Consider the following 26326-nt stretch of genomic DNA (forward strand, 5'->3'; position numbering starts at 1 on the left):
ACGCCGCTCGTTCTGGATCTGCCGGAGCAGGTGCCTCGGGGCCTCAGGCCTTGCGGGCCCGCGTCGTCTTCTTCGCGGGCGTCGCCTTCTTCGTGGCCCCGGCCGCCTTCTTCGTGGCCGTGTTGTTGGCGGTCGTGGCGGTCGCCGTCTTCCTCGCCGTCGACTTGGCCGCGACCGTCTTCTTCGCCGCTGTCCGGCGCGGTGCCTTCACCGAGCTGGCGTCGCTGATGCGGTCGGCGCCGAGGATCTCGCGCAGGAACTTGCCGGTGTGGCTGGCCGGGATGCCCGCCACCTCCTCGGGCGTGCCCTCCGCGACGACGAGTCCGCCGCCGGCGCCGCCCTCCGGACCCATGTCGACGACCCAGTCCGCGGTCTTGATCACGTCGAGGTTGTGCTCGATGACGATGACCGTGTTGCCCTTGTCGACAAGGCCCCCGAGGACCTTCAGCAGCTTGCTGATGTCCTCGAAGTGCAGACCGGTGGTCGGCTCGTCGAGGACGTAGACCGTGCGCCCGGTGGAGCGCTTCTGCAGTTCGCTGGCGAGCTTCACACGCTGCGCCTCGCCGCCGGACAGGGTGGTGGCGGACTGGCCGAGGCGGACGTAGCCGAGGCCGACGTCCTTCAGCGTGTTCAGGTGGCGGGCGATCGACGGGACGGCCTCGAAGAACCCCGTGGCCTCCTCGATCGGCATGTTCAGGACCTCGGAGATGGACTTGCCCTTGTAGTGGACCTCCAGGGTCTCCCGGTTGTACCGGGCGCCGTGGCAGACCTCGCACGGGACGTAGACGTCCGGGAGGAAGTTCATCTCGATCTTGATGGTGCCGTCGCCCGCGCAGTTCTCGCAGCGGCCGCCCTTGACGTTGAAGGAGAAGCGGCCCGGCAGGTAGCCGCGGACCTTCGCCTCGGTGGTCTCGGCGAACAGCTTGCGGATGTGGTCGAAGACGCCGGTGTACGTCGCCGGGTTCGAGCGCGGGGTGCGGCCGATGGGCGACTGGTCGACGTGCACGACCTTGTCCACGAGGTCGTCGCCGTCCACGCGCGTGTGCCGGCCGGGGACGTTCCGCGCGCCGTTCAGCTCGCGGGCCAGGTGCGTGTACAGGATGTCGTTGACCAGCGTCGACTTGCCGGAGCCGGACACGCCCGTGACTGCCGTGAACACGCCCAGCGGGAAGGACACGTCGATGTCCTGGAGGTTGTTCTCCCGGGCGCCGTGCACGGTGAGCCGGCGAGACGGGTCCTGCGGGCGTCGGATGTCGGGCAGCGGGATCGACTTCCTGCCGGACAGGTACTGGCCGGTCTGCGACTCGTCGTTGGCGAGCAGCCCCTTCAGGGAGCCGCTGTGCACGACCTTGCCGCCGTGCTCGCCGGCGCCGGGGCCGATGTCGACCACCCAGTCGGCGACCTTGATGGTGTCCTCGTCGTGCTCGACGACGATGAGCGTGTTGCCCATGTCGCGCAGCCGGACCAGGGTCTCGATCAGCCGGTGATTGTCGCGCTGGTGGAGGCCGATCGACGGCTCGTCGAGGACGTACAGGACGCCGACGAGACCGGAGCCGATCTGGGTGGCCAGGCGGATGCGCTGGGCCTCGCCGCCGGAGAGGGTGCCGGCCGCGCGGTTCAGCGAGAGGTAGTCCAGGCCGACGTCGACCAGGAACCGCAGTCGCTCATTGACCTCCTTCAGCACCCGCTCGGCGATCTTCTTGTCGCGATCGTTGAGCTTGAGCTCGCCCAGGAACTCCGCGCAGTCGCTGATGGACATCGCGGAGACCTCGGCGATCGACTTCTCCATGATCGTGACCGCGAGGACGATCGGCTTGAGGCGGGTGCCCTGGCAGGTCGGGCAGGGCACCTCGCGCATGTAGCCCTCGAAGCGCTCGCGGCTGGCGTCGCTCTCGGACTCGCTGTGCCGGCGCTTGATGAACGGCACGGCGCCCTCGAAGGGCGTGGTGTACACGCGCTCGCGTCCGTACCGGTTGCGGTAGCGGACCTCGATCTGCGTCTTGTGGCCGTAGAGCAGGGCCTTCCTGGCGCGCTGCGGCAGCCCGGCGAACGGGATGTCGGTGCGGAAGCCCAGCGCGTCCGCGAGGGCGCCGATCAGACGGCCGAAGTAGTCCTTGGTGTGGCCGTGCGACCAGGGGTGGATGGCGCCCTCGTCGAGCGACTTGTCCTCGTCCGGGACGATCAGCTCCGGGTCGACCTCCATGCGCGTGCCGATGCCGGTGCACTCGGGGCAGGCGCCGAAGGGCGAGTTGAAGGAGAAGGAGCGGGGCTCCAGCTCCTCGAAGGACAGGTCGTCGTACGGGCAGTACAGGTGCTCCGAGTACATGCGCTCGCGCTCGGGGTCGTCCTCGGGGAGGTCGACGAAGTCGAGCACGACCATGCCGCCGGACAGGCCGAGCGCGGTCTCCACGGAGTCGGTGAGACGGCGCTTCGCGGTGTCCTTCACCGTGAGACGGTCGACGACCACCTCGATGGTGTGCTTCTCCTGCTTCTTCAGCGCCGGCGGGTCGGAGAGCTGGACGGTCTCGCCGTCCACGCGCGCGCGTGAGTAGCCCTTGGTCTGGAGGTCGGCGAAGAGGTCGACGAACTCGCCCTTGCGCTCGCGCACCAGCGGCGAGAGCACCTGGAAACGGCTCCCCTCCGGGAGCTCCAGGACCTTGTCCACGATGGCCTGCGGCGACTGGCGCGAGATCGGCCGGCCGCACTCGGGGCAGTGCGGCTTGCCGATGCGCGCGAAGAGCAGCCGCAGGTAGTCGTAGACCTCGGTGATGGTGCCGACCGTCGAGCGCGGGTTGCGCGAGGTCGACTTCTGGTCGATGGACACCGCCGGGGACAGGCCCTCGATGAAGTCCACGTCCGGCTTGTCCATCTGCCCGAGGAACTGGCGGGCGTACGAGGAGAGCGACTCCACGTAGCGCCGCTGGCCCTCGGCGAAGATCGTGTCGAAGGCCAGGGAGGACTTGCCCGACCCGGACAGGCCCGTGAAGACGATGAGCGAGTCACGAGGCAGGTCGAGCGAGACATTCTTGAGGTTGTGCTCGCGCGCGCCACGGACGATGAGACGGTCGGCCACAGCCGGTCCGCACCTTTCTTGAGAGAAGTGACAGGGGCAGGGCCCCGTGCTTCTTCAGACTAGGGGGAGCCACTGACAACGCCGGTCGGATTCCTGGATGCATCAACAATCCCGGACCATCCAGCATGCCCGACGCCGCCACCGACGATATAGCACGCGCATTCGATTTACGGAGCTCGTGCGAAACCTTCACCCGAAGGTGTGGCGGGGCTACTGTCAGCCCCATGATTGATCACGCTCATGACCTGGCGTCTGTACACGAAGCGACCGAACGGCTCCTCACCGCAGTCGCCGTACTGGACAACGCGGCCGGCGTGCGACCGTCACGGCTGCCGGGCTGGACGGTCGGCCATGTCCTGGCCCACCTCGCCCGTAACGCGGAGGCGCTCGCCAACGTCCTGGACGGACGTCCCATGTACGCCTCCGCCGAGGCACGGGACGCCGACATCGAGCGTGACGCACCGCGCGCGCTCGGCGTACAGCTCGACGACCTGCGCGAGAGCCACGCCGGATTCCGGGCCCGGGCGGCCGAGCCCGCGGACTGGACGCGCACGGTGGAGCTGCGCAACGGGGTCACCGACAGCGCGGCCCAGGTGCCGTTCCGCCGCTGGGCCGAGGTCGAGCTGCACCATGTCGACCTCGGGATCGGGTACGAGCTGGAGGACCTGCCGGAGGAGTTCACGGAGCGGGAGATCGACTTTCTCGCGGAACGCTTCGGCGGGCACCAGGAGATCCCGTCGACCGGTCTGCGCAGCGACAGCGGCCGGGTCTGGACGACGGGCGGCGGCGCGCCAGGGGGTCCGGTGGCCGTCGAGGGGTCCGCCGCCGACCTGCTGGGCTGGCTCGCCGGCCGCCGCGACGGCTCGGCCCTGGTCGTGAAGGGCGGCGCCCTGCCCGCGCTTCCGCCGCTGTAGCGCGCGTGCAGCGCACGGCACATCGGCGCCCACTCCCCGCTATAGGCTGATCGCCATGACGTACAGCGGAGAGGTGACGGTCGGCGGACCGGCGGACGTGCACGAGCTCAAGGACCTGATGATCACCAAGATCGCGGTCGGGCCGATGGACAACAACGCCTATCTGCTGCGCTGCCGCGCCACCGACGAGCAACTGCTGATCGACGCGGCCAACGACGCGGAGACACTCCTCGGCATGATCGGTGACGACGGCATCGCGTCCGTCGTCACCACGCATCAGCACGGCGACCACTGGCAGGCGCTGGCCGAGGTCGTCGCCGCCACCGGTGCGCGGACGTACGCGGGCCGGGAGGACGCCCCGGGCATCCCGGTCACCACCGACGTCCTCGTCGGCGACGGCGACGTGATCCGGGTCGGCCGTGTCGAACTGACCGCCCGCCATCTGGTCGGCCACACCCCGGGCTCCATCGCCCTGGTCTACGACGACCCGCACGGCCATCCGCACGTCTTCACCGGGGACTGTCTCTTCCCTGGCGGCGTCGGCAACACGCGCAAGGACCCGAAGGCCTTCGCCAGCCTGATCCACGACGTGGAGACGAGGATCTTCGACGTCCTGCCGGACGAGACCTGGGTGTACCCGGGGCACGGCAACGACACCACGCTGGGCACGGAGCGCCCGCACCTGCCGGAGTGGCACGCGCGCGGGTGGTGAGCGCGGGCGCGAATGATGAGCACAGGCGTGGGTGGTGAGCGCAGGCGCGCGTGCCTTCACGCGCGCCCCGTGTGAACGGTTCGCACGCGCCGGCCTCCAGCGCACGCTCCCCGCGCGCGCCGTCACGCAGTCAACTGGTGGCAGCCCCGCACAGGATGACGGCTCCTGCGCGGTACGGGCCGCCGGTCCTCATTCCCCGCCCTCGACCGGCGGCCCCGGCCTGTCCGCTCCCCCCCCCCCCCCGCGCGTGCCGTTCACAAGACCGCAACACCCGTTCCCAGCATGCGGACAGATACCCACTTGACCTGGACAAACACGGCGTTCGCTGTCACTCTCCCGCCATGCACCCTGCCCCGAGCGCGCTGCGTCGCGCTGCCGCCGCCGCCACCATAGCCCTGCTCGCCACCGCCGTCGGCTGTGCTCCGCAGCCGGAGGAGAAGGCGTCCGGCACGTCCTCCTCGTCGGCCGGAACCACCTGCGCCAAGGGCGAACTGGCCACCAAGACCTCCGGCAAGCTGACGATCGCGACGGACGAACCGGCGTACGAGCCGTGGTTCAAGGACGACAAGCCGGCCAACGGCAAGGGCTTCGAGTCGGCGGTCGCTTATGCCGTGGCGAAGCAGCTGGGGTACGACCAGAGCGCGGTCGTCTGGCAGAGCGTGCCGTTCAACAAGGCGTTCGCGCCCGGTGTGAAGACCTTCGACTTCGACATCAACCAGGTGTCCATCAGCACCGAGCGCAAGAAGGCCGTGAACTTCTCGTCCGGCTACTACGACGTGCGCCAGGCGGTCATCGCGCTCAAGGGCAGCAAGGCCGCGAAGGCGACGAGCATCGCGGATCTCAAGGGCCTCAAGCTGGGCGCCCAGGTCGGCACGACCAGCCTCGACTACATCACCGACGTGGTGAAGCCGTCGCAGGAGCCCGCCGTGTACGCCAAGAACGACCAGGCCAAGTCGGCGCTGAAGAACGGCCAGGTCGACGCGATCGTCACCGACCTGCCGACCGCCTTCTACATCACGGCGGCCGAGGTGACGGACGCGAAGATCGTGGGTCAGTTCGAGAACCAGGGCGGCACGCCCGAGCAGTTCGGCCTGGTCCTCGACAAGGGCAGTGCGCTCACCTCGTGCGTGAGCGGCGCGGTCGACGCGCTGCGCAAGGACGGCACGCTGGCGAAGCTGGAGAAGCAGTGGCTCTCCGACGCCGTCGACGCCCCGGTGCTCAAGTGACCGTCACGAAGGACGAGTCCGGCCAGGAGGACGCGGACGACAAGGGTGACATGTCGGCCGGCGCCCCGCAGGGCGCCCCCGACGACGGCTACACCCCGTCCGCACGACGGCTGGAGCGGGAGCGCTACCGGCGTACCCGCGCCCGCCGCGCCACCGCGATCGCCGCGCTCTCGACGCTGGTCACGGCGGCCGTGCTCTACCTGGTCGTGGTCAGCGCGCCCGGCTGGCCGCGCACCAAGGAGACCTTCTTCAACGGGCAGTACGCGCGCGAGGCGTTGCCGAAGGTCCTCGAGGGGCTGTGGCTGAACGTCCGGCTCCTGGTCGTCTGCGGTGCCGCCGTACTGGTCCTCGGCATGCTGATCGCCATCGCGCGCACGCTGCGCGGACCGGTGTTCTTCCCGCTGCGGGCGCTGGCGGCCGCGTACACCGACTTCTTCCGCGGGCTGCCACTGATCATCAACCTGATGATCGTGGTCCTGGGGGTCCCGGCGCTGCGGCTCCAGGGCGTCACGGTGGACCCGGTGCTGCTGGGCGGTACGGCGCTGACGCTGACGTACTCCGCTTACGTCGCCGAGGTGTTCCGCGCCGGCATCGAGTCCGTCCACCCCTCGCAGCGCGCGGCGGCCCGCTCGCTCGGCCTCACCAACCGGCAGGCGCTCCGCTACGTCGTACTCCCCCAGGCGGTACGGCGCCAGGTGCCGCCGCTGCTGAACGACCTGGTGTCGCTCCAGAAGGACACCGGTCTGGTGTCGATCGGCGGCGCGATCGACGCCGTACGGGCGGCGGACATCATCGTCGGCCGCAGCCTCAACTACACGCCGTACATCATCGCGGGGCTGGTCTTCGTCGCGCTGACCATCCCGATGACCCGCTTCACGGACTGGGTGACGGCCCGCATGGACCGGCAGCGCGCCCAGGGAGGATCCATATGAGCGACGCGCCTGTCCTGCGCATGGAGTCCGTCCGCAAGGCGTTCGGGGATTCCGTCGTACTGCGGGACGTCGACCTGGAGGTCGCCCCGCACACGGTGACGGCGCTGATCGGCGCCTCCGGGTCCGGCAAGTCGACGTTGCTGCGCTGCGCCAACCTCCTGGAGGAGATCGACGACGGCGCGATCTGGCTGGACGGCGAGGAGATCACCGACCCGCGCGCCGACCAGGACGCGGTGCGCCGCCGTATCGGGGTGGTCTTCCAGGCGTACAACCTCTTCCCGCACATGACCGTGCTGGACAACATCACCCTGGCGCCGCGGCGGGTGCACGGCGCCTCCCGCACGGAGGCCGAGGAGCGGGCCAGGGAGCTGCTGGAGCGCCTCGGACTGGGCGACAAGGCGGGTGCCTACCCCGACCGGCTGAGCGGCGGTCAGCAGCAGCGGGTGGCGATCGTGCGCGCCCTGGCGGTGCGGCCCCGGCTGCTGCTGCTCGACGAGATCACCGCCGCCCTCGACCCGGAACTGGTGGGCGAGGTGCTCACCGTGGTCCGTGATCTGAAGGGCGAGGGAATGACCATGGTGCTGGCGACGCACGAGATGGGCTTCGCCCGGGACGTCGCCGACCAGATCTGCTTCCTCGACGGCGGCGTCGTACTCGAACACGGCACGGCCGAGCAGGTGTTCGGCGACCCGCAGCAGGAGCGCACCCGGCGTTTCCTGCGGCGGATCGTGGAGGCCGGACGGCTCTGAGGCGCTACGCGTCCGCGGTCGCGGCGCCGACCAGCGCCGCCACCCGCTCCACGCCGAACACATAGCCCTGCACGCCGCATCCGGCGATCACTCCGTCGGCGCGCAGGGAGACGTAGGAGTGGTGCCGGAACGACTCGCGCTTGTGAATGTTGGAGATGTGGACCTCCAACACGGGCAGCCCGTCACAGGTGTTGAGGGCATCCAGGATCGCGACCGAGGTGTGCGAGTAGGCGCCCGGGTTGATGACGATCCCGCAGTGGTTGAGGCGTGCCTCGTGGATCCAGTCGACCAGTTCGCCCTCGTGGTTGGACTGCCGGAAGTCCACCGAGCCGCCGTGCGCGGCCGCCGCCTTGACGCACAGGGCCTCGACGTCGGCGAGTGTGTCGGAGCCGTAGATCTCGGGCTGGCGCTGACCGAGCAGGTTCAGGTTGGGCCCGTTGAGGATCATGATCGGGGCGTTGGCCAGGGTGCGGGGCACGATTCCTCCGGTCCGTGGGAAATCCATGGGAAAGGCGAACGGCCCGGGAAGGACCGCTGCTCAGTCCGGTGTATCACGGTGCGCGGCGGCTCCCGTGCGGGGCGTCTCACCTCCGTGCGCCCCCGTAACTCTCGATCACCCTGGGTAGTTGACGGAGCATGCATGATGCACGCACCGTAAGGGCCCCCTCGATGCTGCGGCTGGCGGCCGCCTCGCTCGCCGGGACCGCGATCGAGTTCTACGACTTCTTCGCCTACGGGACGGCCGCGGCGCTCGTCCTGGGACCGTTGTTCTTCCCGACGTTCTCGCCGCTCGCCGGGACGCTGGCGGCGTTCGGGACGTTCGGTGTGGGGTTCGTGGCCCGGCCGCTGGGCTCGGTGCTGTTCGGGCACCTCGGGGACCGGCGCGGCCGGCGTCCGGTCCTCGTCGCGTCCCTGCTGCTGACCGGTGCCTCGACGGTCGCCGTCGGGTGCGTGCCGACGTACGGCTCGATCGGCACGGCCGCTCCCGTACTGCTGCTGGTGCTGCGCTTCCTGCAGGGGCTGGGGGTCGGCGGGGAGTGGGGCGGAGCAGTCCTGCTGACCGCGGAGCACGCGCCCGCCGGACGGCGCGCCCTGTGGTCGAGCTTTCCGCAGATCGGTCCGGCCATCGGCTTTCTCCTCGCCAACGGCGTGATGCTGGCCCTGTCGGCGTCCCTGACGGACGCCCAGTTCGCGCAGTGGGGTTGGCGGGTGCCGTTCTGGGCGGCCGGGGCGCTGGCGCTGGGCGGGCTGTGGCTGCGTTCGTCACTCGCCGAGAGTCCGCAGTTCCTGGAGATCGACGATCCCGCGCGCATGCCGTTCGCCGAGGTCGTACGGCACCACTGGCGGCTGGTGCTGCTGACTGCGGGGGCGCTCGCGATCGGGTACGCGGTGTTCTACGCGGTGACGACCTGGTCGCTGGCGTACGGGACGGAGCGGCTCGGGGTGAGCCGTACCGTCATGCTGACCTGCATCATGGCCGCCGTAGTGGTGAAGGGGTCGCTCACGCCCGTGATGGCCCTGCTGGGCGACCGCTACGGGCGGAAGCCGCTGTGCCTGGCGGGGTGCACGGCCTCGGCGCTGTGGATGTTCCCGATGGTCGCGCTGCTCGCCACCGGTCAGCCGCTGCTCATGTTCCTCGGGTTCACCGGTGCCCTGGTCGCCTTCATCACCATGTTCGCGGTGATCGCCGCCTATCTGCCGGAGCTCTACGAGCCCCGGGTGCGTTGCACCGGTGCCGCCGTCGGCTACAACCTCGGCGGGGTCCTCGGGGGCGCGCTGACGCCGATCGTGGCGACGGCGCTGGCGGAGCACAGTGGCCGTGTGCCGTGGGCCGTGGGGGCGTATCTGACCGCGATCGCGCTGCTGAGCCTGGGGTGCTTCGCGCTGCTGCCGGAGACGCGTCCGGTGCCGGTGGCGGTGGTCGAGCCGGTCGCCGGGTGAGGGCTTCCGGACCGGCTACGGGTTGATCGCCAGTTCCAGGTAGGCGGCGAACAGCACCAGGTGGACGCCGCCCTGCAGCGGTGTGGCCCGGCCCGGCACCACGGTCAGGGAGCTGACCACCACGGTCAGCGCGAGCAGCAGCATGTGGGTGGCGCTCAGGCCGAGGACGAGGGGGCCGGAGAGCCAGACGGAGGCGAGGGCCACAGCGGGGATGGTCAGGCCGATGCTGGCCATGGCCGAACCGAGCGCCAGGTTGAGGCTGGTCTGCACGCGGTCACGGCGGGCCGAGCGCAGGGCGGCGATGGTCTCGGGGAGCAGCACCAGCAGGGCGATGACCACACCGACGACGGCCTGGTGCAGTCCGGCCGCCGCGACACCGGACTCGATCGTCGGCGACACGCCCTTGGCCAGTCCGACGACCCCGACGAGAGCGAGCCCCAGCAGGCCGAGGCTGGTCCAGGCGGCGCGCGCGGTCGGGGCCGCGGCGTGGTCGTCGGCGGTGATCACCTCGCCCTGCCGGGTGATCGGCAGGAAGTAGTCGCGGTGCCGCACGGTCTGGGTCGCCACGAACAGGCCGTACAGGATCAGTGACGACAGGGCCGCGAACGTCAGTTGCACGCCGGAGAACTCCGGGCCCGGTCTGCTGGTGGTGAAGGTCGGCAGCACCAGGCTGAGCGTTGCCAGGGTGGCCACGGTCGCCAGCGCGGCGCCGGTGCCCTCGGGGTTGAAGACCGCGGTGCCGTGGCGGAGCGAGGCGACGAGGAGACAGAGGCCGACGATGCCGTTGCAGGTGATCATCACGGCGGCGAAGACGGTGTCCCGGGCCAGGGTGGAGCTCTTGGGGCCGCCGTCGGCCATGAGGGTGACGATCAGGGCGACTTCGATGATCGTGACGGCGATGGCGAGGACCAGCGAGCCGAAGGGTTCGCCGACCCGGTGGGCCACGACCTCGGCGTGGTGGACCGCGGCGAGGACCGATCCGGCGAGGACCACGGTCACCAGCGCGACGACCGTGCCGGGCAGACTGCGGCCCCAGGTGAACAGGAGCAGGACGACCGCGAGCACCGGCACGAGGAGCGTCCACTGGGTGGTGAGCGACCTGAGCCGAGTGATCATGCAGCGATGGTGGCAGAGGCGTTGAGGCTTCGCATTCCGGTCCTTTCTGGCTCCGGGGGCCCGCCGCCGGTGCGGCACGGCCCCCGGCTCGTACGGGTGCGGGCGGGCGGTTACGTGAAGTCGGTCAGGTCCACGACGTCACAGTCGGTGAAGGACGGCGGCCGGGTGCACAGGGCGGCCATCTGCTCGGCGAACTTGCTCGTCTCGGGGTCGCTGCTGTTCTGCATGGCCTCCTCGTAGGAGTTGAACTCGATCACGCCGAGGTAGTGGCCGGGCCGGCTCCGGTCCCTGAGGATCAGGCGGCGCGTCGGGCTGTTCTCACGGCCGACGAGCCGGCTGCCCATCTCGTCGGCGAGGGCCTTCATCTCGTCGATGCGGTCGGTCTCGAAGTCGATGATCTGGACGAATGTCACGGTTGCCTCCACCGGGCGGCGGCGCCCCCGGACCGGGGACGTTCCGCCACCCAACGAAGCAGCCTGAGAGGTGGGTCGGCAATGCGCTTCGCACCACTGCGCGGGGTGGTTGTTCCTACGTCCGACGTGGTCAGACGTCGATGCTGTCCTTCGGAGCGCCTTCGCTCCGAGCCTGCGCCGCCTCGGCCGCCGCCTGCTTCCCGGAGGCCCGCAGGCTGGTGATCGTGGTGACGATCAGGACCGCGCAGATCACGCCGAGCGAGACCGGGATGCTGATCTCCGGGACATGGACGCCGGACTCGTGCAGCGCGTGCAGCACCAGCTTGACGCCGATGAAGCCGAGGATGATCGACAGACCGTAGGACAGGTGGACCAGCTTCCTCAGCAGTCCGCCGATGAGGAAGTACAGCTGCCGCAGGCCCATCAGCGCGAAGGCGTTGGCCGTGAAGACGATGTACGGGTCCTGCGTCAGGCCGAAGATCGCGGGGATGGAGTCCAGCGCGAACAGCACGTCCGTCGTACCGATCGCGAGCATCACGACCAGCATCGGGGTCATGACCCGCTTGCCGTTCTGCTGGATCCACAGCTTGGTGCCGTGGTAGCGGTCGGCCACGCCGAACCTGTGCTCCGCGGCCTTGAGCAGCTTGTTCTCCTCGAACTCCGCATCCTCCTCGTCGGCCCGGGCCTCCTGGATCAGCTTCCAGGCGGTCCAGATCAGGAAGGCACCGAAGAGGTAGAAGACCCACGAGAAGCTGGCGAGGATCGCGGCGCCCGCGGCGATGAAGACGGCCCGCAGTACCAGGGCTATGAGGACACCGACGAGCAGCACCCGCTGCTGGTACTGCGAGGGCACGGCGAACTTCGCCATGATCAGGACGAAGACGAAGAGGTTGTCGACACTCAGCGACTTCTCGGTGATGAAGCCCGCGAAGAACTCGCCGGCGGGCTGGCCGCCGCCGAAGACGAGCAGGCCGAGGCCGAAGAGTCCGGCCAGGGCGATCCAGACCACGGTCCAGATGCCGGCTTCCTTCACGGATACGTCATGCGGCTTGCGGCCGATGAAGAAGTCGACCGCGATCAGGGCGGCCAGACCCAGGATGGTAAGGACCCACAGGGTCACGGATACATCCACTGTTTCCTCCGGTTAGTGAACGGCAAAGATTCGGCGTTGCGCTACCGGAGGTCTCTTCCATCCGGGACGGGCCGACGCCCCGGGATCCGATCGGATCCGCATTGACGGGTACGTCGCAGCAGACAGGGAGTACTCCCCTCCGTACGGAAAACACTACCCCAATCACCAAGGGAAGGTAAAGTGCTTGGCAAAATAAAGACCAAATCACCTGGTCGGAGACCTTTACATACGCTTGGCACGGGCTGCCGCGAGCTGGGTGAGCACCTGCTGGAGCACATGGCTGCCTGGTGGTACGAGGCAGGGCTCGTAGGTCCAGGCATGCCCCACCCACGGGTCGGCCAGGTGATCGTCCGGTACCGGGGTGAGTCGCATCAGTGAACGCCACAGCGGATCGAGCAACGGGCCGTAGGCGGCGGCGTCCTCACGATCGGCGACCAGGAGGAGATGGACGCCGACGTCCGGACCTTCGTCCGCGAGATAGCGCAGCTGGTTGACGGCCCGGTCGTCGAAGGCGTGCGGGAAGTCGTTCACGATCAGCAGCTGCCGCGAGGGGTCCAGACCGGGCGGCAGCGCGTCGGACGCACCACCGCGCACCGCCATCTGCACCAGGTCGACGCGCTCGGTGAGCCGCCCCAGCGTGCCCGCCACACCGGCGGCACCCGTCGCGGGCGGCGCGTCCAGCGCACCGGCACCCGTCAGCGGGGCGAGCGCGGACGCGCCGGCACCGGCCGGATCGATGACCTGCACGCCGAACTCCCCTGCCGGATGGACCGCGAGCAGCCGGGCCGCGAGCGCCATCGCCGTACGCAGGGCGAGGTCCCGCAGCTCACCCGCCTCCTCGTACGGAGACCCGTCGGGCACACCGCTGTCGATCCACAGGCCCCGCTCCAGGGGCAGCCGGACCAGCATCGGGATGCGCAGCGGGGCGCTCTCCGGGAGGTGGAGGTCGCCCAGCCGGATGGCCATCGGCGGCTCCGCCGGCACCCGGTAGCCGTGCCAGACCGGGTTGTCCCAGCGGGCGTACGCCGGTGGCAGCGCGGGCTCGACGACCTCGGACTCGGCGGAGAGCTGGGCGAGGTCCCGGTCGAGGGCCGCCCTGGCCTGGTCGACCAGCTGGGCCTGCCGGGCCTGGGCGGCCTCGCGAGCGGCGTCGCCCGCCGAGCCCAGTCGGCTGCGCGGGTCGGAGAGGACCTGGTCGAGCTCCTTCTCCATGCGCGACTCGGCGAAGTCGAGAGCGCTGCGACAGGCGGCGGTGGAGCGGGCCAGGTCCTCGAACATGCCCCAGACCTGGTTGTAGAGCCGCTCGTCCATGGACCAGCCGACCGCGTCACCGGCGACAGGCGGCGCCGGCCCGTCCGCCGGGGTGGGAGCCTCGGGGGCCGGGGGCGCGGACGCCTGGCGGCGCTTCGGATGCGTGTAGTCGATGGGGCCGCCGGTGGGTGTGGCGGCCGCCGGGACGCCCGAACCGACGGCGTCCGAGGGCCCGCCCGGTCCGCCGGAGGCCGAGGCCCCGCCCGGTCCGCCGGAGGCCGGGAGCCGGTCCGATTCGCCGGAAGCCGGGGGCCGGCCGCCGTCGGGCGCCGGGGTCATCCCGGCGGGTCCCTCGGAAGGGGCAGGCCGGCCGGCGCTGTCGCCGGGGGCCTGGACGTCGTACGGAGACCCGGCGGCGGGGGCGGTGCCCCGCGGGTCGGGGCCGGTGACGGAGCCGGCCGTACGACGGGAGCGGTCGGTGTCAGTGGTGCGCGCCGGGACCGAGCGGGCCAGGCCGCGCGCCACCGCGTCCTCGATCGCGCGGGCGAGTTCGGCAGCCTGGGGCAGGCCCTGGTCGGCGAGGAGCGCCGTGAGGCCGTCCGCGTAGCCCTGGCCCACCGCACGGATCTTCCAGACGGCCTGGCGGCGGTAGAGCTCAAGGGCGACGACCGCCGACTCGGCATCCAGGCCGGTGAGGGTGTAGCCGGCGACCTCGGCGCCGTCGAGGCCGGTGACCGCGGCACGCGGTGCGGCGAGGGCGCCGAAGCGGAGCGGACCGCCGGGCGCGGCGGGCAGGGCGATCAGGACGCTGACCCGGTGCACGGTCTCGGGCATGGCGTCGAGGTCCACGGCGAGCCGGTGTTCGGCGGCCGCCTGCCGGGAGACCTCGATCCCGGGCAGTGTGGGCGCGCCCGGATGGGCCACCCCGTCGGCGTCCCGTACCCGGCCGCTCTCGTCCGCGAGGGTGGCCCCGGCCACGACCGGCCTGTCGGCCGAGATCCGGATCTCGATCCGGTTCCGCGAGAGCGGATGGTTCTGCCCACGCACCAGCTCGGCCGTCATTGCCCATGTCCCCCTGTGTGTCGTGTCCTCGGGTGCCGCCGGGCCGCTGCTAGAGGATCGGCACGATCGACGGCACCAGGTCCTGGAAGGTGCGGCCCCTGGCCGGGACGCCCAGGGCCGTCATCGTCCAGCCGGATCCCGACCGGTGCACCTTCGCCATGATCTGGGCGGTGTACTCGCCGCCGCCGTCCAGCGTGTAGCGGGCGAGTTCCTGGCCGGTGGTCTCGTCGACCAGCCGGCAGAAGGCGTTCTGCACTTCCTGGAAGGTCTGGCCGGTGAAGGAGTTGACGGTGAAGATGATCTGGTCGACATGGACCGGGACGCGCGCGAGGTCGACGAGGATGGCCTCGTCGTCGCCGCCCTGGCCCGCGCCGCCGACGAGGTTGTCGCCCGTGTGACGGACCGAGCCGTCGTCGCTCACCAGGTGCCGGAAGAACACGACGTCGACAGGCTGCTTGTCGGCGAACAGCACCGCCGAGGCGTCCAGGTCGATCTCACGGGTGCGCGAACCGAACAGCCCGCGCCGGGGCGCCGCCTTCCAACCAAGACCCATGCGGACCGCGCTCAGGGAGCCGCCGTCCTTCTTCTCCAGGCTGATGGCCTGACCCTTGGTCATGTTGACGGTCACGGCTGCTTCCCCTCGTCGGATGTCCCCGGTTGCCGCGAAGTGCGCGGTTGCCCGAAACCCTATGCAGCGCCACTGACAGCGCCGAACCCCGGCCCGCGCTTTGTGTCGGTCTTGCAACACTTCGCGCCCTTGCCGGGGTCCGGCGGCAACCCGGTGGTCAGGCCAGGCCCGCCTCCCTCATCTGGCGCAGTTCCTTCTTCATCTCGGAGACCTCGTCGCGCAGCCGGGCCGCGATCTCGAACTGCAGATCCGCGGCGGCGGCACGCATACGGTCCGTCATCTCCTCGATCTGCTCGGCGAGTTCGGCCGCCGGACGATCGGTGGGCACCGCTTCCTTCGCCCTGCCCTTGCCGGCCTTCGCGCCCTTGGCCGCCTTGTCACCCAGGGACGGAACGGGAGCCTTGGCGCCCTTGCCGTCCTTCAGCTTGCGGTAGCCCGAGCCGAGCAGCTGTTCGGTGTCGACCTCTTCGCGGGCGATCTGGGCGACGATGTCGTTGATCTTCTTGCGCAGCGGCTGCGGATCGATGCCGTTCGCCGTGTTGTAGGCGACCTGCTTCTCCCGGCGCCGGTTGGTCTCGTCGATGGCCCTCTCCATCGCCGGGGTGATCTTGTCGGCGTACATGTGGACCTCGCCGGAGACATTGCGCGCCGCGCGACCGATGGTCTGGATCAGCGAGGTGCCGGAGCGCAGGAAGCCCTCCTTGTCGGCGTCGAGGATCGCCACCAGGGACACCTCGGGCAGGTCGAGGCCCTCGCGCAGGAGGTTGATGCCGACCAGGACGTCGTACTCGCCGGAGCGCAGCTCGCGCAGCAGCTCGACGCGGCGCAGGGTGTCGACGTCGCTGTGCAGATAGCGCACCTGGATGCCGAGCTCCAGGAAGTAGTCGGTGAGGTCCTCGGCCATCTTCTTGGTGAGCGTGGTGACCAGGACACGCTCGTCCTTCTCGGTGCGCTTGCGGATCTCGTGCACCAGGTCGTCGATCTGGCCCTCGGTGGGCTTGACGACGACCTCCGGGTCGACGAGGCCGGTGGGGCGGATGATCTGCTCGACGACGCCGTCTCCACGGGAGAGCTCGTATGTGCCGGGGGTCGCCGACAGATACACGGCCTGTCCGATCCGCTCCTGGAACTCCTCCCACTTCAGGGGGCGGTTGTCCAGGGCGGAGGGCAGCCGGAAGCCGTGGTCCACGAGGGTGCGCTTGCGGGAGGCGTCGCCCTCGTACATGGCGCCGATCTGCGGCACGGTGACATGCGACTCGTCGATGACGAGCAGGAAGTCGTCCGGGAAGTAGTCGAGCAGGGTGTTCGGCGGCGAGCCGGGCAGGCGGCCGTCGAAGTGCATCGAGTAGTTCTCCACACCGGAGCAGGAGCCGATCTGGCGCAGCATCTCGATGTCGTACGTGGTGCGCATGCGCAGCCGCTGCGCCTCCAGGAGCTTGCCCTGCTTCTCCAGCTCCGCCAGGCGCTCCCCCAGTTCTTTCTCGATGTCGTTGACGGCCCGCTCCATGCGCTCGGGGCCGGCGACGTAGTGGGAGGCCGGGAAGACGTACAGCTGCCGGTCGTCGCTGATGATCTCGCCGGTGAGCGGGTGCAGCGTGGACAGCGCCTCGATCTCGTCGCCGAACATCTCGATCCGAACAGCGAGCTCCTCGTAGACGGGGAAGATCTCGATGGTGTCGCCGCGGACGCGGAAGGTACCGCGGGTGAACGCCATGTCGTTGCGCGTGTACTGGATGTCCACGAAGCGGCGCAGCAGGTCGTCGCGGTCGATCTCGTCGCCGACGCGCAGCGGGACCATCCGGTCGACGTACTCCTGCGGGGTACCGAGGCCGTAGATGCAGGAGACCGAGGCGACCACGATCACGTCGCGCCGGGTGAGGAGCGAGTTGGTCGCGGAGTGGCGCAGCCGCTCGACCTCCTCGTTGATCGAGGAGTCCTTCTCGATGTAGGTGTCCGACTGCGGGACGTACGCCTCGGGCTGATAGTAGTCGTAGTACGAGACGAAGTATTCGACCGCGTTGTTCGGGAGGAGCTCGCGGAACTCGTTGGCCAGCTGGGCTGCCAGCGTCTTGTTCGGCGCCATCACCAGGGTGGGGCGCTGGAGCTTCTCGATCATCCACGCGGTGGTGGCGGACTTGCCGGTGCCGGTCGCACCGAGGAGGACGACGTCCTTTTCGCCGCCTTCGATGCGCTTGGCCAGCTCGGCGATGGCCGCCGGCTGGTCGCCGCTGGGCTGGTACGGGCTGACGACCTCGAAGGGCGCCACCGTGCGTTCGATGTGGGAAACGGGCCGCATGGTCTCCACCGTACGACCCCGGACTGACAACCGGTTCTGATCAGCGGTTCTGCGGGGTGCGCGAGCTGTGGTGGCTCTGCTGGCGGCCGACGCGGAGCTGCGGGCGGCGACCCGGGTGGTGGCTGACCTCGCCGGCCGGGACGCCCGGCTTGTGCTCCACGCGGAGCCGGTCGGGCTTGCCCGTGACCATCAGCGGGTCGAAGATCACCACGACCGCGGCGAGGCAGAGGAAGGCCAGCGGGCCGATCAGCATGGGGGCGAGCAGGGAGGCGGGCGAGTCGCCCGGGGACGTCACGCCGGCGCTGTGCAGGTGGACGGTGAGGGCGGCCATGCCGGTGTAGTGCATGCCGCTGACGGCGAGTCCCATGACGAGGCTCGCTCCGACGCTCCACAGGAAGCCGCGGACCTGCCCGGCCGCCCACAGGGCCGAGGTGGCGGCCACGACCCCTATCACGACCGACGCGGCCACCGTGAACGTGTTGTACTCCAGCGTTCCGTTGAGGCGCAGGCCGGCCATGCCGAGGTAGTGCATCGAGGCGATGCCCAGACCGGTGATGGTGCCGCCCGTGAAGAGCGCGGTTCCGGTGGCGCCCCGGTAGCCGACTATGAAGATCCCGACGCTCACCATGACGATGGCGAGGCCGAGGCTCGCATAGGTGAGGGGCTTGTCGTAGTGGATCGGCGTCTCCTTGACGCTGAACCCCATCATGGCGACGAAGTGCATGGTCCATATGCCGGAGCCGATCGCCGCAGAGCCGAGGGCGAGCCAGGCGGGCCGCCAGGAGTGCGCCACCAGCATCGCCCGGGTCGTGCAGCGCAGCCCGAGGGCGCCACCGAGGCAGGCCATCAGATAGGCCACCAGCGGGGTGACGACCCCATAGCTGAATCCGTCGACCGTGCCCTGCATGCGCGGCTGCCCTTCACCCTTTGCGACCCGGAATATATGCAATGCGCCCCCGTCCCAGGACCGCCCGAGCGGCCAGGGTTGACGCAGAGAGTATGACCCGCGCCGGAATGGTCGAACGATTTTCCGGCAAAGAAACACGCCCTTGCCGCAGTTGTGCGGCAACGGTGAGCGGCCTTGGGTAACTCCATTCAATCTGTGGCCATCCCGTACCCGACCACTGTTGACTCACTGCTGTCACTCTTGTGCTGTCCGTAGTCACTCGACGCGAGGAGTACGCATGCACGCGCGCGCAGTCGCCGCCACGGCCACCGCGCTGCTGGGAGCGTCCGCCCTCTTGAGCCCCGTCCCCGCCGCCCGGGCCGGCGACGCCGCCGAGCCCGCGGTGCTCGCGCACCGGGGTGCCTCCGCCTACGCCCCGGAGAACACGCTGGCCGCCATCGACAAGGCGGCCGCACTGGGCTTCACCTGGGTCGAGAACGACGTCCAGCGCACCAAGGACGGCCGACTCGTCGTCATCCACGACGACAGCCTCCAGCGCACCACCGACGTCGAACAGGTCTTTCCCGGCCGGGCGCCCTGGAAGGTGAAGGACTTCACCGCGGCCGAGATCGCCCGGCTGGACGCGGGCAGCTGGTTCTCCCGTTCGTACAGAGGCACACGCGTGCCGACGCTGGCGCAATACATGCGCCGGGTCGAGCACAACCACGAGAGACTGCTCCTGGAGATCAAGAACCCGGAGCTGTACCCCGGCATCGAGCAGCAGATCCTGAAGCTGCTGGGTGACGAGGGCTGGCTGGACCGCCGACACCTGGGCCGGCTCGTCGTGCAGAGTTTCAGCGCGGACAGCCTGCGCATCGTGCACGATCTCCGGCCCGGCGTGACCACCGGCTACCTCGGCACACCGTCCGTGGCGTCCCTGCACCGGTACGCGGGCTTCGCCGACCTGATCAACCCCTCGGTGGACTCGATCTCCGTCGGCTATGTGAACACCGTGCACTCGGTCGACGGGCCGCACGGCAGGCGGCTGCGCGTCTTCACCTGGACGGTGAACGACGCCGTCACGACCTGGAAGGCCGTCGGCTACGGCGTGGACGGCATCATCACCAACAGACCCGACGTGGTGCGGGCCGCGCTGCGGGCGAGCTGAGCGCGGCCGGGCGGCGGGCGTTGTCAGTGGCGGGCCGTACGGTGGGACGCATGGACAGCGAAGGGCAGTACGGGCAGCGGGTGGTGTGGGCCGTCGTGGGCACCGACATCGGTCCGCTGCTGCTCGCGGCGACCGGCAGTGGCCTGGTCAACGTGGTGTTCCACGCGACCGAGGCGGTACGGGAGCGGACGGTGGAGCGGCTGGCGGCCCGGCTGGGCACCGAGCCCGTCGAGGATCCCGCGGAGCCGGTGCTGGCCGAGGCGATATCCCAGCTGCGGGCGTACTTCGCGGGCCGGCGGCAGGACTTCGACCTGCCGCTGGACTGGTCGCTGATCTCCGGTTTCAACCGGCAGGTGCTGCGCGAACTGGCCGCCGGAGTCCCGTACGGCACGGTGGTCGGGTACGGCGATCTGGCGGGGCGGGTCGGGCAGCCCGGCGCGGCGCAGGCGGTGGGCGCGGCGATGGGCGCCAATCCGCTGCCGGTCGTCGTGCCCTGTCACCGGGTGGTGGAGAGCGACGGCGGGATCGGCGGGTTCGGAGGCGGTCTGGAGACCAAGCGGAAGCTGCTCGCCCTTGAGGGTGTGCTGCCCGAGCCGCTGTTCTGAGGCACGCTCCCGGGGCCCGGGGGCACGCGCCCCGTGCCCGGTCGGGGAGCGCGCCCCGCGCCCGGTCGGGGAGCGCCCCGCCGGCGCGGTCAGCCGTAGTGCCGTGCCTCCACGACGTTGCCGTCGGGATCCCGGAAGTAGAAGTTGCGCGGGGCCTTGCCCCGGGCTCCGAAAGAGTCGTGTCCGATGTCGGTCATGGGGACGGCGTGCTCGGCGAGGCGGGCGCGCAGGGCGTCGAAGGCGCCGGACGGCAGGGACAGACAGACGTGGTTCACGGGGTGGCCCGCGCTGTCGGCGGCGCCGGGGAGTGCGGGCATGCGCTCGGCGAGGGTGAGCGGCGCAAGGTCGATGATGGTCTCCTCGTTGACACGCACGGAGGGGAAGGGCACCTCTCCCGCGGTGAACTCGGCGATCCGCAGCGGCTCCAGGCCGAGCATCCGCTCGTAGAAGCCGGCCGCGACGGCCGGATCGGCGACCCAGAGGACGACGTGGTCCAGACGTACCGGGTGATTCGTCATGCCGCCCAGGCTGGTGGCGTCCCCCACAGGCCGCAAGCGTTTAGCCGGGTGCGGCTTCCGCCAGAGATGAGGGAAGACCGACGGACAGGAGGCAGGCGTGGTGCTGGTGGTGTCTGAAGAGGTCAGAGAGGCTCTCGGCGCGGGTCGTGCGGTGGTCGCCCTGGAGTCCACGATCATCGCGCACGGGCTGCCGCGCCCGCGCAACCTCCAGGTGGCGCTGGAGCTGGAGGACACGGTACGGCGGGCGGGCGCGGTGCCCGCGACCATCGCCGTGCTGGACGGGCGGCCCCATGTCGGCCTGGACAAGGAGCAGTTGGAACGGGTCGCCAACGAGGACGGGATCCGCAAGCTGGGCCACCGCGACCTTCCGCTCGCCGTGGCGGCGGGGGCGAGCGGGGCGACCACCGTGTCGGCGACGGCGCAGCTGGCGGCGCTCGCCGGCCTCCGGGTGTTCGCGACGGGCGGTCTCGGCGGGGTGCACCGCGAGTGGACGGCGACTCAGGACGAGTCCGCCGACCTGGGCCTGCTGGCGCGCACCCGGATCACGGTGGTGTGCGCGGGCGTGAAGTCGATCCTGGACGTGCCGGCCACCCTCCAGCGCCTGGAGACCCTGGGCGTGGCCGTCGCCGGATACGGCACCGACCGCTTCCCCGGCTTCTATCTTTCCGACTCCGGGCATCCGGTGGACTGGACGCTTCAGACCCCGGAGCAGGTCGCGGACGTCATGCGGGCGCAGGACGCGCTCGACGCGGCGGACACGGCGCTGATCGTCGCCAACCCCGTCCCGGAGACGGAGCAGCTAGACCCCGCGCTGCACGCGCGCGTGCTCGCCGACGCGCTGCACGCGTGCGACGCGGAGGGGATCGCCGGTCAGGCGGTCACGCCGTTCCTGCTCGATTATCTGGTCCGGCACACGGACGGCGCCTCGCTGGAGGCCAACCTGGCCGCCGTGCGCGGCAATGTCCGGCTGGCGGCGCGGATCGCCTCGGCGTGGGCCCGGGGGTGACGACCGAGCGGGAGGCACGGCCGGGCGATGCCGCGGCAGCGGACGCGGAGGGGACGCCTGACCGGGAGGGGACACCGCCCGGGAACCGGGCACCGGACGGAGACGAAGCGCCGCACGGGGACGGAGTACCGGACGGGGGCGGGGCGCCGGACGGGGGCGGGGCGCCGGGCTCGGGCGGGGACGGGGTACCGGACGGGGACGGGGCGCCGGGCTCGGGCGGGGCCCTGCTGGTCATCGGGGATGTCGTCACCGACGTCGTCGCGCGATACCGGGGGCCGCTCGCGGCCGGCACCGACACGGGCGCCGCGATCCGGACCCTGCCCGGCGGGGCGGGCGCCAATGTCGCCTGCTGGGCCGCCCACACGGGCTGCGCGGACGTACGGCTGCTGGGGCGGGTGGGCGCGGACGCGGCCCGGTGGCACGAGCAGGAGCTGGTCGCCGCCGGGGTACGGCCCCGGCTCGTGGTGGATCCCGAGGCCCCGACGGGGACAGTGATCTGCCTGGTCGACAACGGTGCCTCGGCCGAGCGTACCTTCCTCACGGAGAGCGGGGCGTCCCTGCGGCTGGAGCCCGCCGACTGGTCGGACGCGCTGCTCGACGGGGTGGCCCGGCTGCATCTCTCCGGCTATCTGCTGTTCTCCGAACCGAGCCGGGCGCTGGTGGCGGTGGCGCTGGCGGCGGCACGCGCGCGTGGCGTGCCGGTGAGCCTGGACCCGGCGTCGGCCGGCTTTCTCATGGCGCTGGGCGTGGACCGCTTTCTGGAGCTCGTCGAGGGGGTGGACGTCCTGCTGCCGAGCCGGGACGAGGCCTGTCTGCTGACGGGGCTGCCCGATCCGGCGGACGCCGCGGCCAAGCTGAGCCGCCAGGTACCGCTGGTGGTGGCCAAGACTGGGGCGGACGGCGCGCTGGTGGCCCGGTCGGGCGGTGTCCTCGCACGCATCCCGGCCGCACCGGCGACGCCCCGGGACACCACGGGCGCCGGTGACGCCTTCACCGGGGCGTTCCTCGCCGCGCTGGTCGCCGGCGCGGACGCCCGGGAGGCGGCGGCGCGGGGCTGCCGGGCGGGCGCGCGAGCGGTGGAACGCGTGGGCGCGAGACCGCCCGCCCGCGACTGACCACGGCACCCGCCAGGAATCGGCACCACCGATCACGGCACCGCGCCCGGAGCCTGCGCGACCGACCGCAGCACCCCGCCCGGAGCGGACGCAACCGACCGCAGCACCGCGCCAGGCGTCGGCGGGCCTACGCCTTTCGGCCCCACGCCGAGATCATCGGGGCGGTGGCGAGGTCCATGCTGCCCGTCGCCACGTTGGCCAGGTGCTGGTCGATTTCCGCGTCGGTGGCCAGGCCGGCCGTGACGAGCCGGTCGCGGATCTGTCGGACGGTGGCGGTCTCCAGGGCGGTGCAGGCGGGCGAGGCGACGGGGAAGTAGGCGTCGGCCTCCACCTGGTGCAGCCCGGCCTCGCGGAGCAGCCGCGGGAGCTTACGGCCGTACGACAGGTCGGCGCCGCGTTCGGTGAGAAGCTTGCGGAAGCCCTGGCGCAGGCGGTTGGCGAGCTGCTGCTCGGGGCCGTACTCGTAGGGACAGGTCAGGGGCTGGAGGGCAGGGTCGGCGTCCTCGATCAGGAGATGTCCGCCGGGACGCAGGGCCTTGATCATGGAGCGCAACGCCCTTTCCCGGTCGGGCACATGGACCAGGACGAGCCGGGCATGCACCAGGTCGAAGCCCTCCCCCGGCGGCTCCTCGGCGCCGACGTCGTGGGTACGGACCTCAACGGGTGCGTGGGCGGCCGTGGCGAGCAGCGAGGTGTCGATGTCCGTGGCGACGACCTGACCGGTCGACCCGACCTTCTCGGCCAGCCAGGACACCACGGAGGTGCCGCCGGCCCCGACCTCCCAGCAGCGCCAGCCTGCTCCGAGACCGAATGCCTCAAGGTGGCGGAAGGTGGTCGGGTCGAAGAGGCTCGCGAAGGCGTCGAAGCGCTGTCCGGCCTCGCTCTGGCGGTTGTCGAGGAGATATCCGTCGGCCTGGGTCATGAAGCGATGATCCCAGTTGCCCGGCTTGTCCGCGGCGGCCTGCGCTGCGCTGCGGCGAGCGTGCCGTCGGCGGACACGGGTAACTCGAATATCTCCGGCGACTCGCGGTCGACCGGCGGTCGACCGGCGGGATCCCGAGTCCGGTATCCGGCTGTCCGCGGTTGTCCACAGGCGGGAACCAACCGGAACTCGCCGTTCCCACAGGCTTACCCGTGTCTCGCACCGGACTGGCAGACTTGCCGGGCAAGGCGGGAAGCGCTGCACGAGTGGATCCACGCAAGGAGATCCGGATGACGATGGCAGGGAATCTGCGGAAGGTCACGGGGCTGGGCAGGGCCGGCGGCCTGCGCAGGGTGGCGCGGCTGGCCCGGCGGTTGCCCCGCGTCGACCTGAACCATCACGCACGGTCCCCGCTGGGCTCCTCGGTGGTCAACTGCGTGACGTACGAGGACGGGGTGCGGGTCCCGGAGTGCAGCGATCTGTTCTCCGCCGTGGAACGGGTCCGCAAGAAGGGCGAGGGGTTCGTCTGGCTGGGGCTGCACGAACCGACGGACAACGAGTTCGCGGGCATCGCCGAACTGTTCGACCTGCACCCGCTGGCCGTGGAGGACGCGGTCGAGGCCCATCAGCGCCCGAAGGTGGAGCGGTACGGCGAGACACTGTTCGCGGTGTTCAAGACGGTCTGCTACGTCGAGCACGAGAAGCTGACGGCGACCAGCGAGGTGGTCGACACCGGCGAGATCATGGTGTTCGTCGGCGAGGACTTCGTGATCACGGTGAGGCACGGCCGGCACGGCTCGCTGGGGCCGCTGCGCGAGGAACTGGAGGCAACGCCGCACCAGCTCGTCAAGGGGCCGGCGGCGGTGCTGCACGCCATCGCGGACCACGTGGTCGACGATTATCTGAGCGTCACGGACTCGGTGCAGGGCGACATCGACCAGGTCGAGGCGGACGTGTTCGCGGAGAACGGCGCGCGGGCCGACCCGGGCCGGATCTACCAGATGAAGCGTGAACTCCTGGAGCTGAAAAGGGCGGTGGTGCCGCTCGCCAGGCCGATGGAGGAGCTGACCACCCGGCCGATACGGGTGATCGACCCGGAGATACAGGCCTACTTCAGGGATGTGCTCGACCACCTGATGCGGGCGAAGGAACAGATCGCGGCCTTCGACGAGTTGCTCAACTCCATTCTCCAGGCGCATCTGGCGCAGGTGACGGTCGCGCAGAACGAGGACATGCGGAAGATCACGGCCTGGGCGGCGGTGATCGCCGTGCCGACGATGGTGTGCGGTGTGTACGGCATGAACTTCGATCACATGCCGGAGCTGCACTGGCGGTTCGGCTATCCGCTCGTCATCGGCGTCATATCCGTCGCATGTCTGGTGCTGTACCGGGGCTTCAGGCGCAACGGCTGGCTCTGAGCCGTTCGCCCGCGAGCGGCACCTCAGGCGGAGAAGGCGACGACCCTGCGCGGCACGACCCTGATGATCAGGCGAGTCTCGTCGTCCTTCTCGGCGGGCGGGTCGATGCCGAGGTACTTGTGGGAGAGCTCGTGCGGGAGCCGCTTGTCCTCGTCCGGGAGGATCTCGGCGGTGCCGCGGATCTCGGCCGAGTGGTAGGGGTTGGCCAGGTCGAAGACCGTGAGGCTGATGCGGGGGTCACGGCGGAGGTTGCGCACCTTCTGGCGGCCACCGGTGGAGGAGAAGAGCACGGTGTCGCCCTCGCGTTTGATCCAGACCACCGAGTTGTGCGGGGCACCGTCGGGGCCGAGGGTGGCGACGCTGGCGAAGTTCCTGGCGTCGAGGAGGTCCCGGAGCGAGTCGTCGAAGGTGACGGGAGTGATCGAGGGGGTCGGCATACGGCCAGACTACTTAGATGCATGCACATATAAAAGTGGTTTGCCGGATCACCCCCGGAAGCCGGCCGCTCCGGACCGGTCGCGGCCGTCCCTCTGCGACGCCACGACGCCGCTCAGCCGCTCCATGCCGGATGCCGCGGGTCGTCGGCGCGGACCAGGACATCGGCCGTACCGGCCGGGTCGGTCTCGGCCTCGTAGCGCTCGAAGGCGGGGAGCGTCCAGTGGTCGGTCTCGGGGGTACGGCGACGCAGGGCGCCCGGGGTCAGGAGGAGGTGGACGGTCAGGTCGAACGGGAACCAGTGCCGCAGCAGGAGCGGTCCGTGCAGCAACAGGAGGCCGCCGGGCGGGAGTTGGACATAGGGGCTGCGAGTGGCTCGGTCGGTGGCCGGGTCCCACAGGTCGGGCAGGACGCGGCCGGTCCCGCCGGGGTCGAGGGGGCCGAAGACCTCGCGCCACAGGGCGTTGGTGTCGAACCAGCCGCCGTAGTACGACTCCGCGTCACCGCGCCCGTACTCCAGGCGCAGCGAGGCGGGGCGCAGGAAGCCCTCGGTGCCCACGACGAGCGACGACCGGCCCCGTACGCGCAGCGCCTCACCGACGCGCTCCGCGAGGTCGCCGGGCCGGGCGGCCGGGGCGCCGTCGAAGGCGACGCGTGGCCAGGCGCTCCCGTCGGCGGGCTTCAGTTCGACCAGCCGCTCGGCGAGGCGCTCGGCGAGCCGGTCCCAGGTGATCGCTTCGAGTCGCACAGGATCATGATGCCGGGTCGGCCGTTCGGGCCCGCAGGGCCGGTCGCGCGGCCGTACAGC

The 26326-nt window shown here is 70.6% G+C and carries 24 protein-coding genes; 11 read left to right on the top strand and 13 right to left on the bottom strand.

Features of this window, described 5'->3' with window-relative positions:
• Positions 1-43: 43 nt before the first annotated feature.
• Positions 44-3073 (bottom strand): excinuclease ABC subunit UvrA, encoded by a 3030-nt coding sequence (uvrA, locus tag ACFWPS_RS42930; protein WP_383716516.1) that lies wholly within the window; start codon positions 3071-3073, stop codon positions 44-46.
• Positions 3074-3297: 224 nt separating this feature from the next.
• Between uvrA and ACFWPS_RS42935 the strand changes: the two genes are divergently transcribed.
• From ACFWPS_RS42935 to ACFWPS_RS42955, 5 genes are all read left to right on the top strand, one after another.
• A complete protein-coding gene (locus tag ACFWPS_RS42935) occupies positions 3298-3987 on the top strand; it encodes a maleylpyruvate isomerase family mycothiol-dependent enzyme (protein ID WP_383716519.1) in 690 nt (229 codons plus the stop codon).
• A 55-nt stretch (positions 3988-4042) separates the two neighbouring features.
• Complete coding sequence (locus ACFWPS_RS42940; protein ID WP_089100942.1) at positions 4043-4699, top strand: MBL fold metallo-hydrolase; 657 nt, start codon at positions 4043-4045, stop codon at positions 4697-4699.
• Between the two features lie 341 nt (positions 4700-5040).
• Complete coding sequence (locus ACFWPS_RS42945) at positions 5041-5925, top strand: ABC transporter substrate-binding protein (protein ID WP_383716521.1); 885 nt, start codon at positions 5041-5043, stop codon at positions 5923-5925.
• Positions 5922-6857, top strand: a complete 936-nt coding sequence (locus ACFWPS_RS42950; protein WP_383716524.1) for an amino acid ABC transporter permease — start codon at positions 5922-5924, stop codon at positions 6855-6857. The genes ACFWPS_RS42945 and ACFWPS_RS42950 overlap by 4 nt, the downstream gene beginning before the upstream one ends.
• A complete protein-coding gene (locus ACFWPS_RS42955) occupies positions 6854-7606 on the top strand; it encodes an amino acid ABC transporter ATP-binding protein (RefSeq protein WP_383716527.1) in 753 nt (250 codons plus the stop codon). Before ACFWPS_RS42950 ends, ACFWPS_RS42955 begins: the two co-directional genes overlap by 4 nt.
• Positions 7607-7610: 4 nt before the next feature.
• On the opposite strand, the gene aroQ is transcribed toward ACFWPS_RS42955, so the two are convergent.
• A complete protein-coding gene (gene aroQ / locus ACFWPS_RS42960) occupies positions 7611-8084 on the bottom strand; it encodes a type II 3-dehydroquinate dehydratase (RefSeq protein ID WP_383716530.1) in 474 nt (157 codons plus the stop codon).
• Positions 8085-8242: 158 nt separating this feature from the next.
• On the opposite strand from aroQ, the gene ACFWPS_RS42965 reads away from it, so the two are divergent.
• The gene (locus ACFWPS_RS42965; RefSeq protein ID WP_383716533.1) at positions 8243-9547 is read left to right on the top strand and encodes an MFS transporter; all 1305 of its coding nucleotides are present in this window, start codon (positions 8243-8245) and stop codon (positions 9545-9547) included.
• Positions 9548-9562: 15 nt separating this feature from the next.
• Here ACFWPS_RS42965 and ACFWPS_RS42970 read toward each other — a convergent pair whose 3' ends face one another.
• The 7 genes from ACFWPS_RS42970 to ACFWPS_RS43000 all read right to left on the bottom strand — a co-directional run bounded on the left by ACFWPS_RS42970 (position 9563) and on the right by ACFWPS_RS43000 (position 18352).
• Positions 9563-10663, bottom strand: a complete 1101-nt coding sequence (locus tag ACFWPS_RS42970) for a calcium:proton antiporter (protein WP_383716536.1) — start codon at positions 10661-10663, stop codon at positions 9563-9565.
• A 110-nt stretch (positions 10664-10773) separates the two neighbouring features.
• Positions 10774-11076 (bottom strand): hypothetical protein, encoded by a 303-nt coding sequence (locus ACFWPS_RS42975; protein ID WP_383716539.1) that lies wholly within the window; start codon positions 11074-11076, stop codon positions 10774-10776.
• A gap of 130 nt (positions 11077-11206) precedes the next feature.
• Positions 11207-12208 (bottom strand): TerC family protein, encoded by a 1002-nt coding sequence (locus ACFWPS_RS42980; protein ID WP_383716542.1) that lies wholly within the window; start codon positions 12206-12208, stop codon positions 11207-11209.
• Between the two features lie 222 nt (positions 12209-12430).
• Entirely contained in the window at positions 12431-14521 is a 2091-nt protein-coding gene (locus tag ACFWPS_RS42985) for a TerD family protein (protein WP_383716545.1), read from the bottom strand.
• Positions 14522-14570: 49 nt separating this feature from the next.
• Positions 14571-15149, bottom strand: coding sequence for a TerD family protein (locus tag ACFWPS_RS42990; RefSeq protein WP_383716548.1), 579 nt, complete (start codon positions 15147-15149; stop codon positions 14571-14573).
• A 157-nt stretch (positions 15150-15306) separates the two neighbouring features.
• Entirely contained in the window at positions 15307-17445 is a 2139-nt protein-coding gene (gene uvrB / locus ACFWPS_RS42995) for an excinuclease ABC subunit UvrB (protein WP_383716551.1), read from the bottom strand.
• Between the two features lie 40 nt (positions 17446-17485).
• Complete coding sequence (locus tag ACFWPS_RS43000; protein ID WP_383716554.1) at positions 17486-18352, bottom strand: MHYT domain-containing protein; 867 nt, start codon at positions 18350-18352, stop codon at positions 17486-17488.
• Between the two features lie 277 nt (positions 18353-18629).
• On the opposite strand from ACFWPS_RS43000, the gene ACFWPS_RS43005 reads away from it, so the two are divergent.
• Together ACFWPS_RS43005 and ACFWPS_RS43010 are read left to right on the top strand one after the other, a co-directional pair.
• On the top strand, positions 18630-19499 hold the full coding sequence (locus ACFWPS_RS43005) for a glycerophosphodiester phosphodiesterase (RefSeq protein ID WP_383716557.1): 870 nt from the start codon (positions 18630-18632) through the stop codon (positions 19497-19499).
• 50 nt (positions 19500-19549) lie between these two features.
• Positions 19550-20104, top strand: a complete 555-nt coding sequence (locus ACFWPS_RS43010; protein ID WP_383716560.1) for a methylated-DNA--[protein]-cysteine S-methyltransferase — start codon at positions 19550-19552, stop codon at positions 20102-20104.
• An 89-nt stretch (positions 20105-20193) separates the two neighbouring features.
• Here ACFWPS_RS43010 and ACFWPS_RS43015 read toward each other — a convergent pair whose 3' ends face one another.
• Positions 20194-20622 (bottom strand): VOC family protein, encoded by a 429-nt coding sequence (locus ACFWPS_RS43015; RefSeq protein WP_383716562.1) that lies wholly within the window; start codon positions 20620-20622, stop codon positions 20194-20196.
• Between the two features lie 97 nt (positions 20623-20719).
• Between ACFWPS_RS43015 and ACFWPS_RS43020 the strand changes: the two genes are divergently transcribed.
• Together ACFWPS_RS43020 and ACFWPS_RS43025 are read left to right on the top strand one after the other, a co-directional pair.
• Positions 20720-21628, top strand: coding sequence for a pseudouridine-5'-phosphate glycosidase (locus tag ACFWPS_RS43020; RefSeq protein WP_383716564.1), 909 nt, complete (start codon positions 20720-20722; stop codon positions 21626-21628).
• Positions 21629-21852: 224 nt separating this feature from the next.
• A complete protein-coding gene (locus ACFWPS_RS43025; protein WP_383716630.1) occupies positions 21853-22743 on the top strand; it encodes a carbohydrate kinase family protein in 891 nt (296 codons plus the stop codon).
• 127 nt (positions 22744-22870) lie between these two features.
• Here the strand turns inward: ACFWPS_RS43025 and ACFWPS_RS43030 are convergent, their stop codons facing one another.
• Positions 22871-23665 (bottom strand): methyltransferase domain-containing protein, encoded by a 795-nt coding sequence (locus tag ACFWPS_RS43030; protein WP_383716567.1) that lies wholly within the window; start codon positions 23663-23665, stop codon positions 22871-22873.
• A gap of 290 nt (positions 23666-23955) precedes the next feature.
• Between ACFWPS_RS43030 and ACFWPS_RS43035 the strand changes: the two genes are divergently transcribed.
• Positions 23956-25083: a magnesium and cobalt transport protein CorA gene (locus ACFWPS_RS43035; protein ID WP_383716569.1), complete on the top strand. Its 1128-nt coding sequence runs from the start codon at positions 23956-23958 to the stop codon at positions 25081-25083.
• 23 nt (positions 25084-25106) lie between these two features.
• On the opposite strand, the gene ACFWPS_RS43040 is transcribed toward ACFWPS_RS43035, so the two are convergent.
• Together ACFWPS_RS43040 and ACFWPS_RS43045 are read right to left on the bottom strand one after the other, a co-directional pair.
• Positions 25107-25520, bottom strand: a complete 414-nt coding sequence (locus ACFWPS_RS43040) for a PPOX class F420-dependent oxidoreductase (protein WP_383716571.1) — start codon at positions 25518-25520, stop codon at positions 25107-25109.
• A 113-nt stretch (positions 25521-25633) separates the two neighbouring features.
• Positions 25634-26266, bottom strand: a complete 633-nt coding sequence (locus ACFWPS_RS43045) for a uridine kinase (RefSeq protein ID WP_383716574.1) — start codon at positions 26264-26266, stop codon at positions 25634-25636.
• Between the last annotated feature and the right edge of the window lie 60 nt (positions 26267-26326).

Origin of the sequence: Streptomyces sp. NPDC058457, from assembly GCF_042720695.1 — a bacterium.
Classification (GTDB): domain Bacteria; phylum Actinomycetota; class Actinomycetes; order Streptomycetales; family Streptomycetaceae; genus Streptomyces.

Bases quoted from the DNA above. Each gene is read 5' to 3' on its own strand.
- ACFWPS_RS42955 (WP_383716527.1), top strand. From the start codon at position 6,854: ATGAGCGACGCGCCTGTCCTGCGCATGGAGTCCGTCCGCAAGGCGTTC.
- ACFWPS_RS43000 (WP_383716554.1), bottom strand. From the start codon at position 18,352: ATGCAGGGCACGGTCGACGGATTCAGCTATGGGGTCGTCACCCCGCTG.
- ACFWPS_RS42945 (WP_383716521.1), top strand. From the start codon at position 5,041: ATGCACCCTGCCCCGAGCGCGCTGCGTCGCGCTGCCGCCGCCGCCACC.
- ACFWPS_RS43035 (WP_383716569.1), top strand. From the start codon at position 23,956: ATGACGATGGCAGGGAATCTGCGGAAGGTCACGGGGCTGGGCAGGGCC.
- ACFWPS_RS43015 (WP_383716562.1), bottom strand. From the start codon at position 20,622: ATGACGAATCACCCGGTACGTCTGGACCACGTCGTCCTCTGGGTCGCC.
- ACFWPS_RS43030 (WP_383716567.1), bottom strand. From the start codon at position 23,665: ATGACCCAGGCCGACGGATATCTCCTCGACAACCGCCAGAGCGAGGCC.
- ACFWPS_RS42935 (WP_383716519.1), top strand. From the start codon at position 3,298: ATGATTGATCACGCTCATGACCTGGCGTCTGTACACGAAGCGACCGAA.
- ACFWPS_RS42965 (WP_383716533.1), top strand. From the start codon at position 8,243: ATGCATGATGCACGCACCGTAAGGGCCCCCTCGATGCTGCGGCTGGCG.
- ACFWPS_RS43010 (WP_383716560.1), top strand. From the start codon at position 19,550: ATGGACAGCGAAGGGCAGTACGGGCAGCGGGTGGTGTGGGCCGTCGTG.
- ACFWPS_RS43040 (WP_383716571.1), bottom strand. From the start codon at position 25,520: ATGCCGACCCCCTCGATCACTCCCGTCACCTTCGACGACTCGCTCCGG.
- ACFWPS_RS43005 (WP_383716557.1), top strand. From the start codon at position 18,630: ATGCACGCGCGCGCAGTCGCCGCCACGGCCACCGCGCTGCTGGGAGCG.
- ACFWPS_RS42970 (WP_383716536.1), bottom strand. From the start codon at position 10,663: ATGATCACTCGGCTCAGGTCGCTCACCACCCAGTGGACGCTCCTCGTG.
- ACFWPS_RS42940 (WP_089100942.1), top strand. From the start codon at position 4,043: ATGACGTACAGCGGAGAGGTGACGGTCGGCGGACCGGCGGACGTGCAC.
- uvrB (WP_383716551.1), bottom strand. From the start codon at position 17,445: ATGCGGCCCGTTTCCCACATCGAACGCACGGTGGCGCCCTTCGAGGTC.
- ACFWPS_RS42985 (WP_383716545.1), bottom strand. From the start codon at position 14,521: ATGACGGCCGAGCTGGTGCGTGGGCAGAACCATCCGCTCTCGCGGAAC.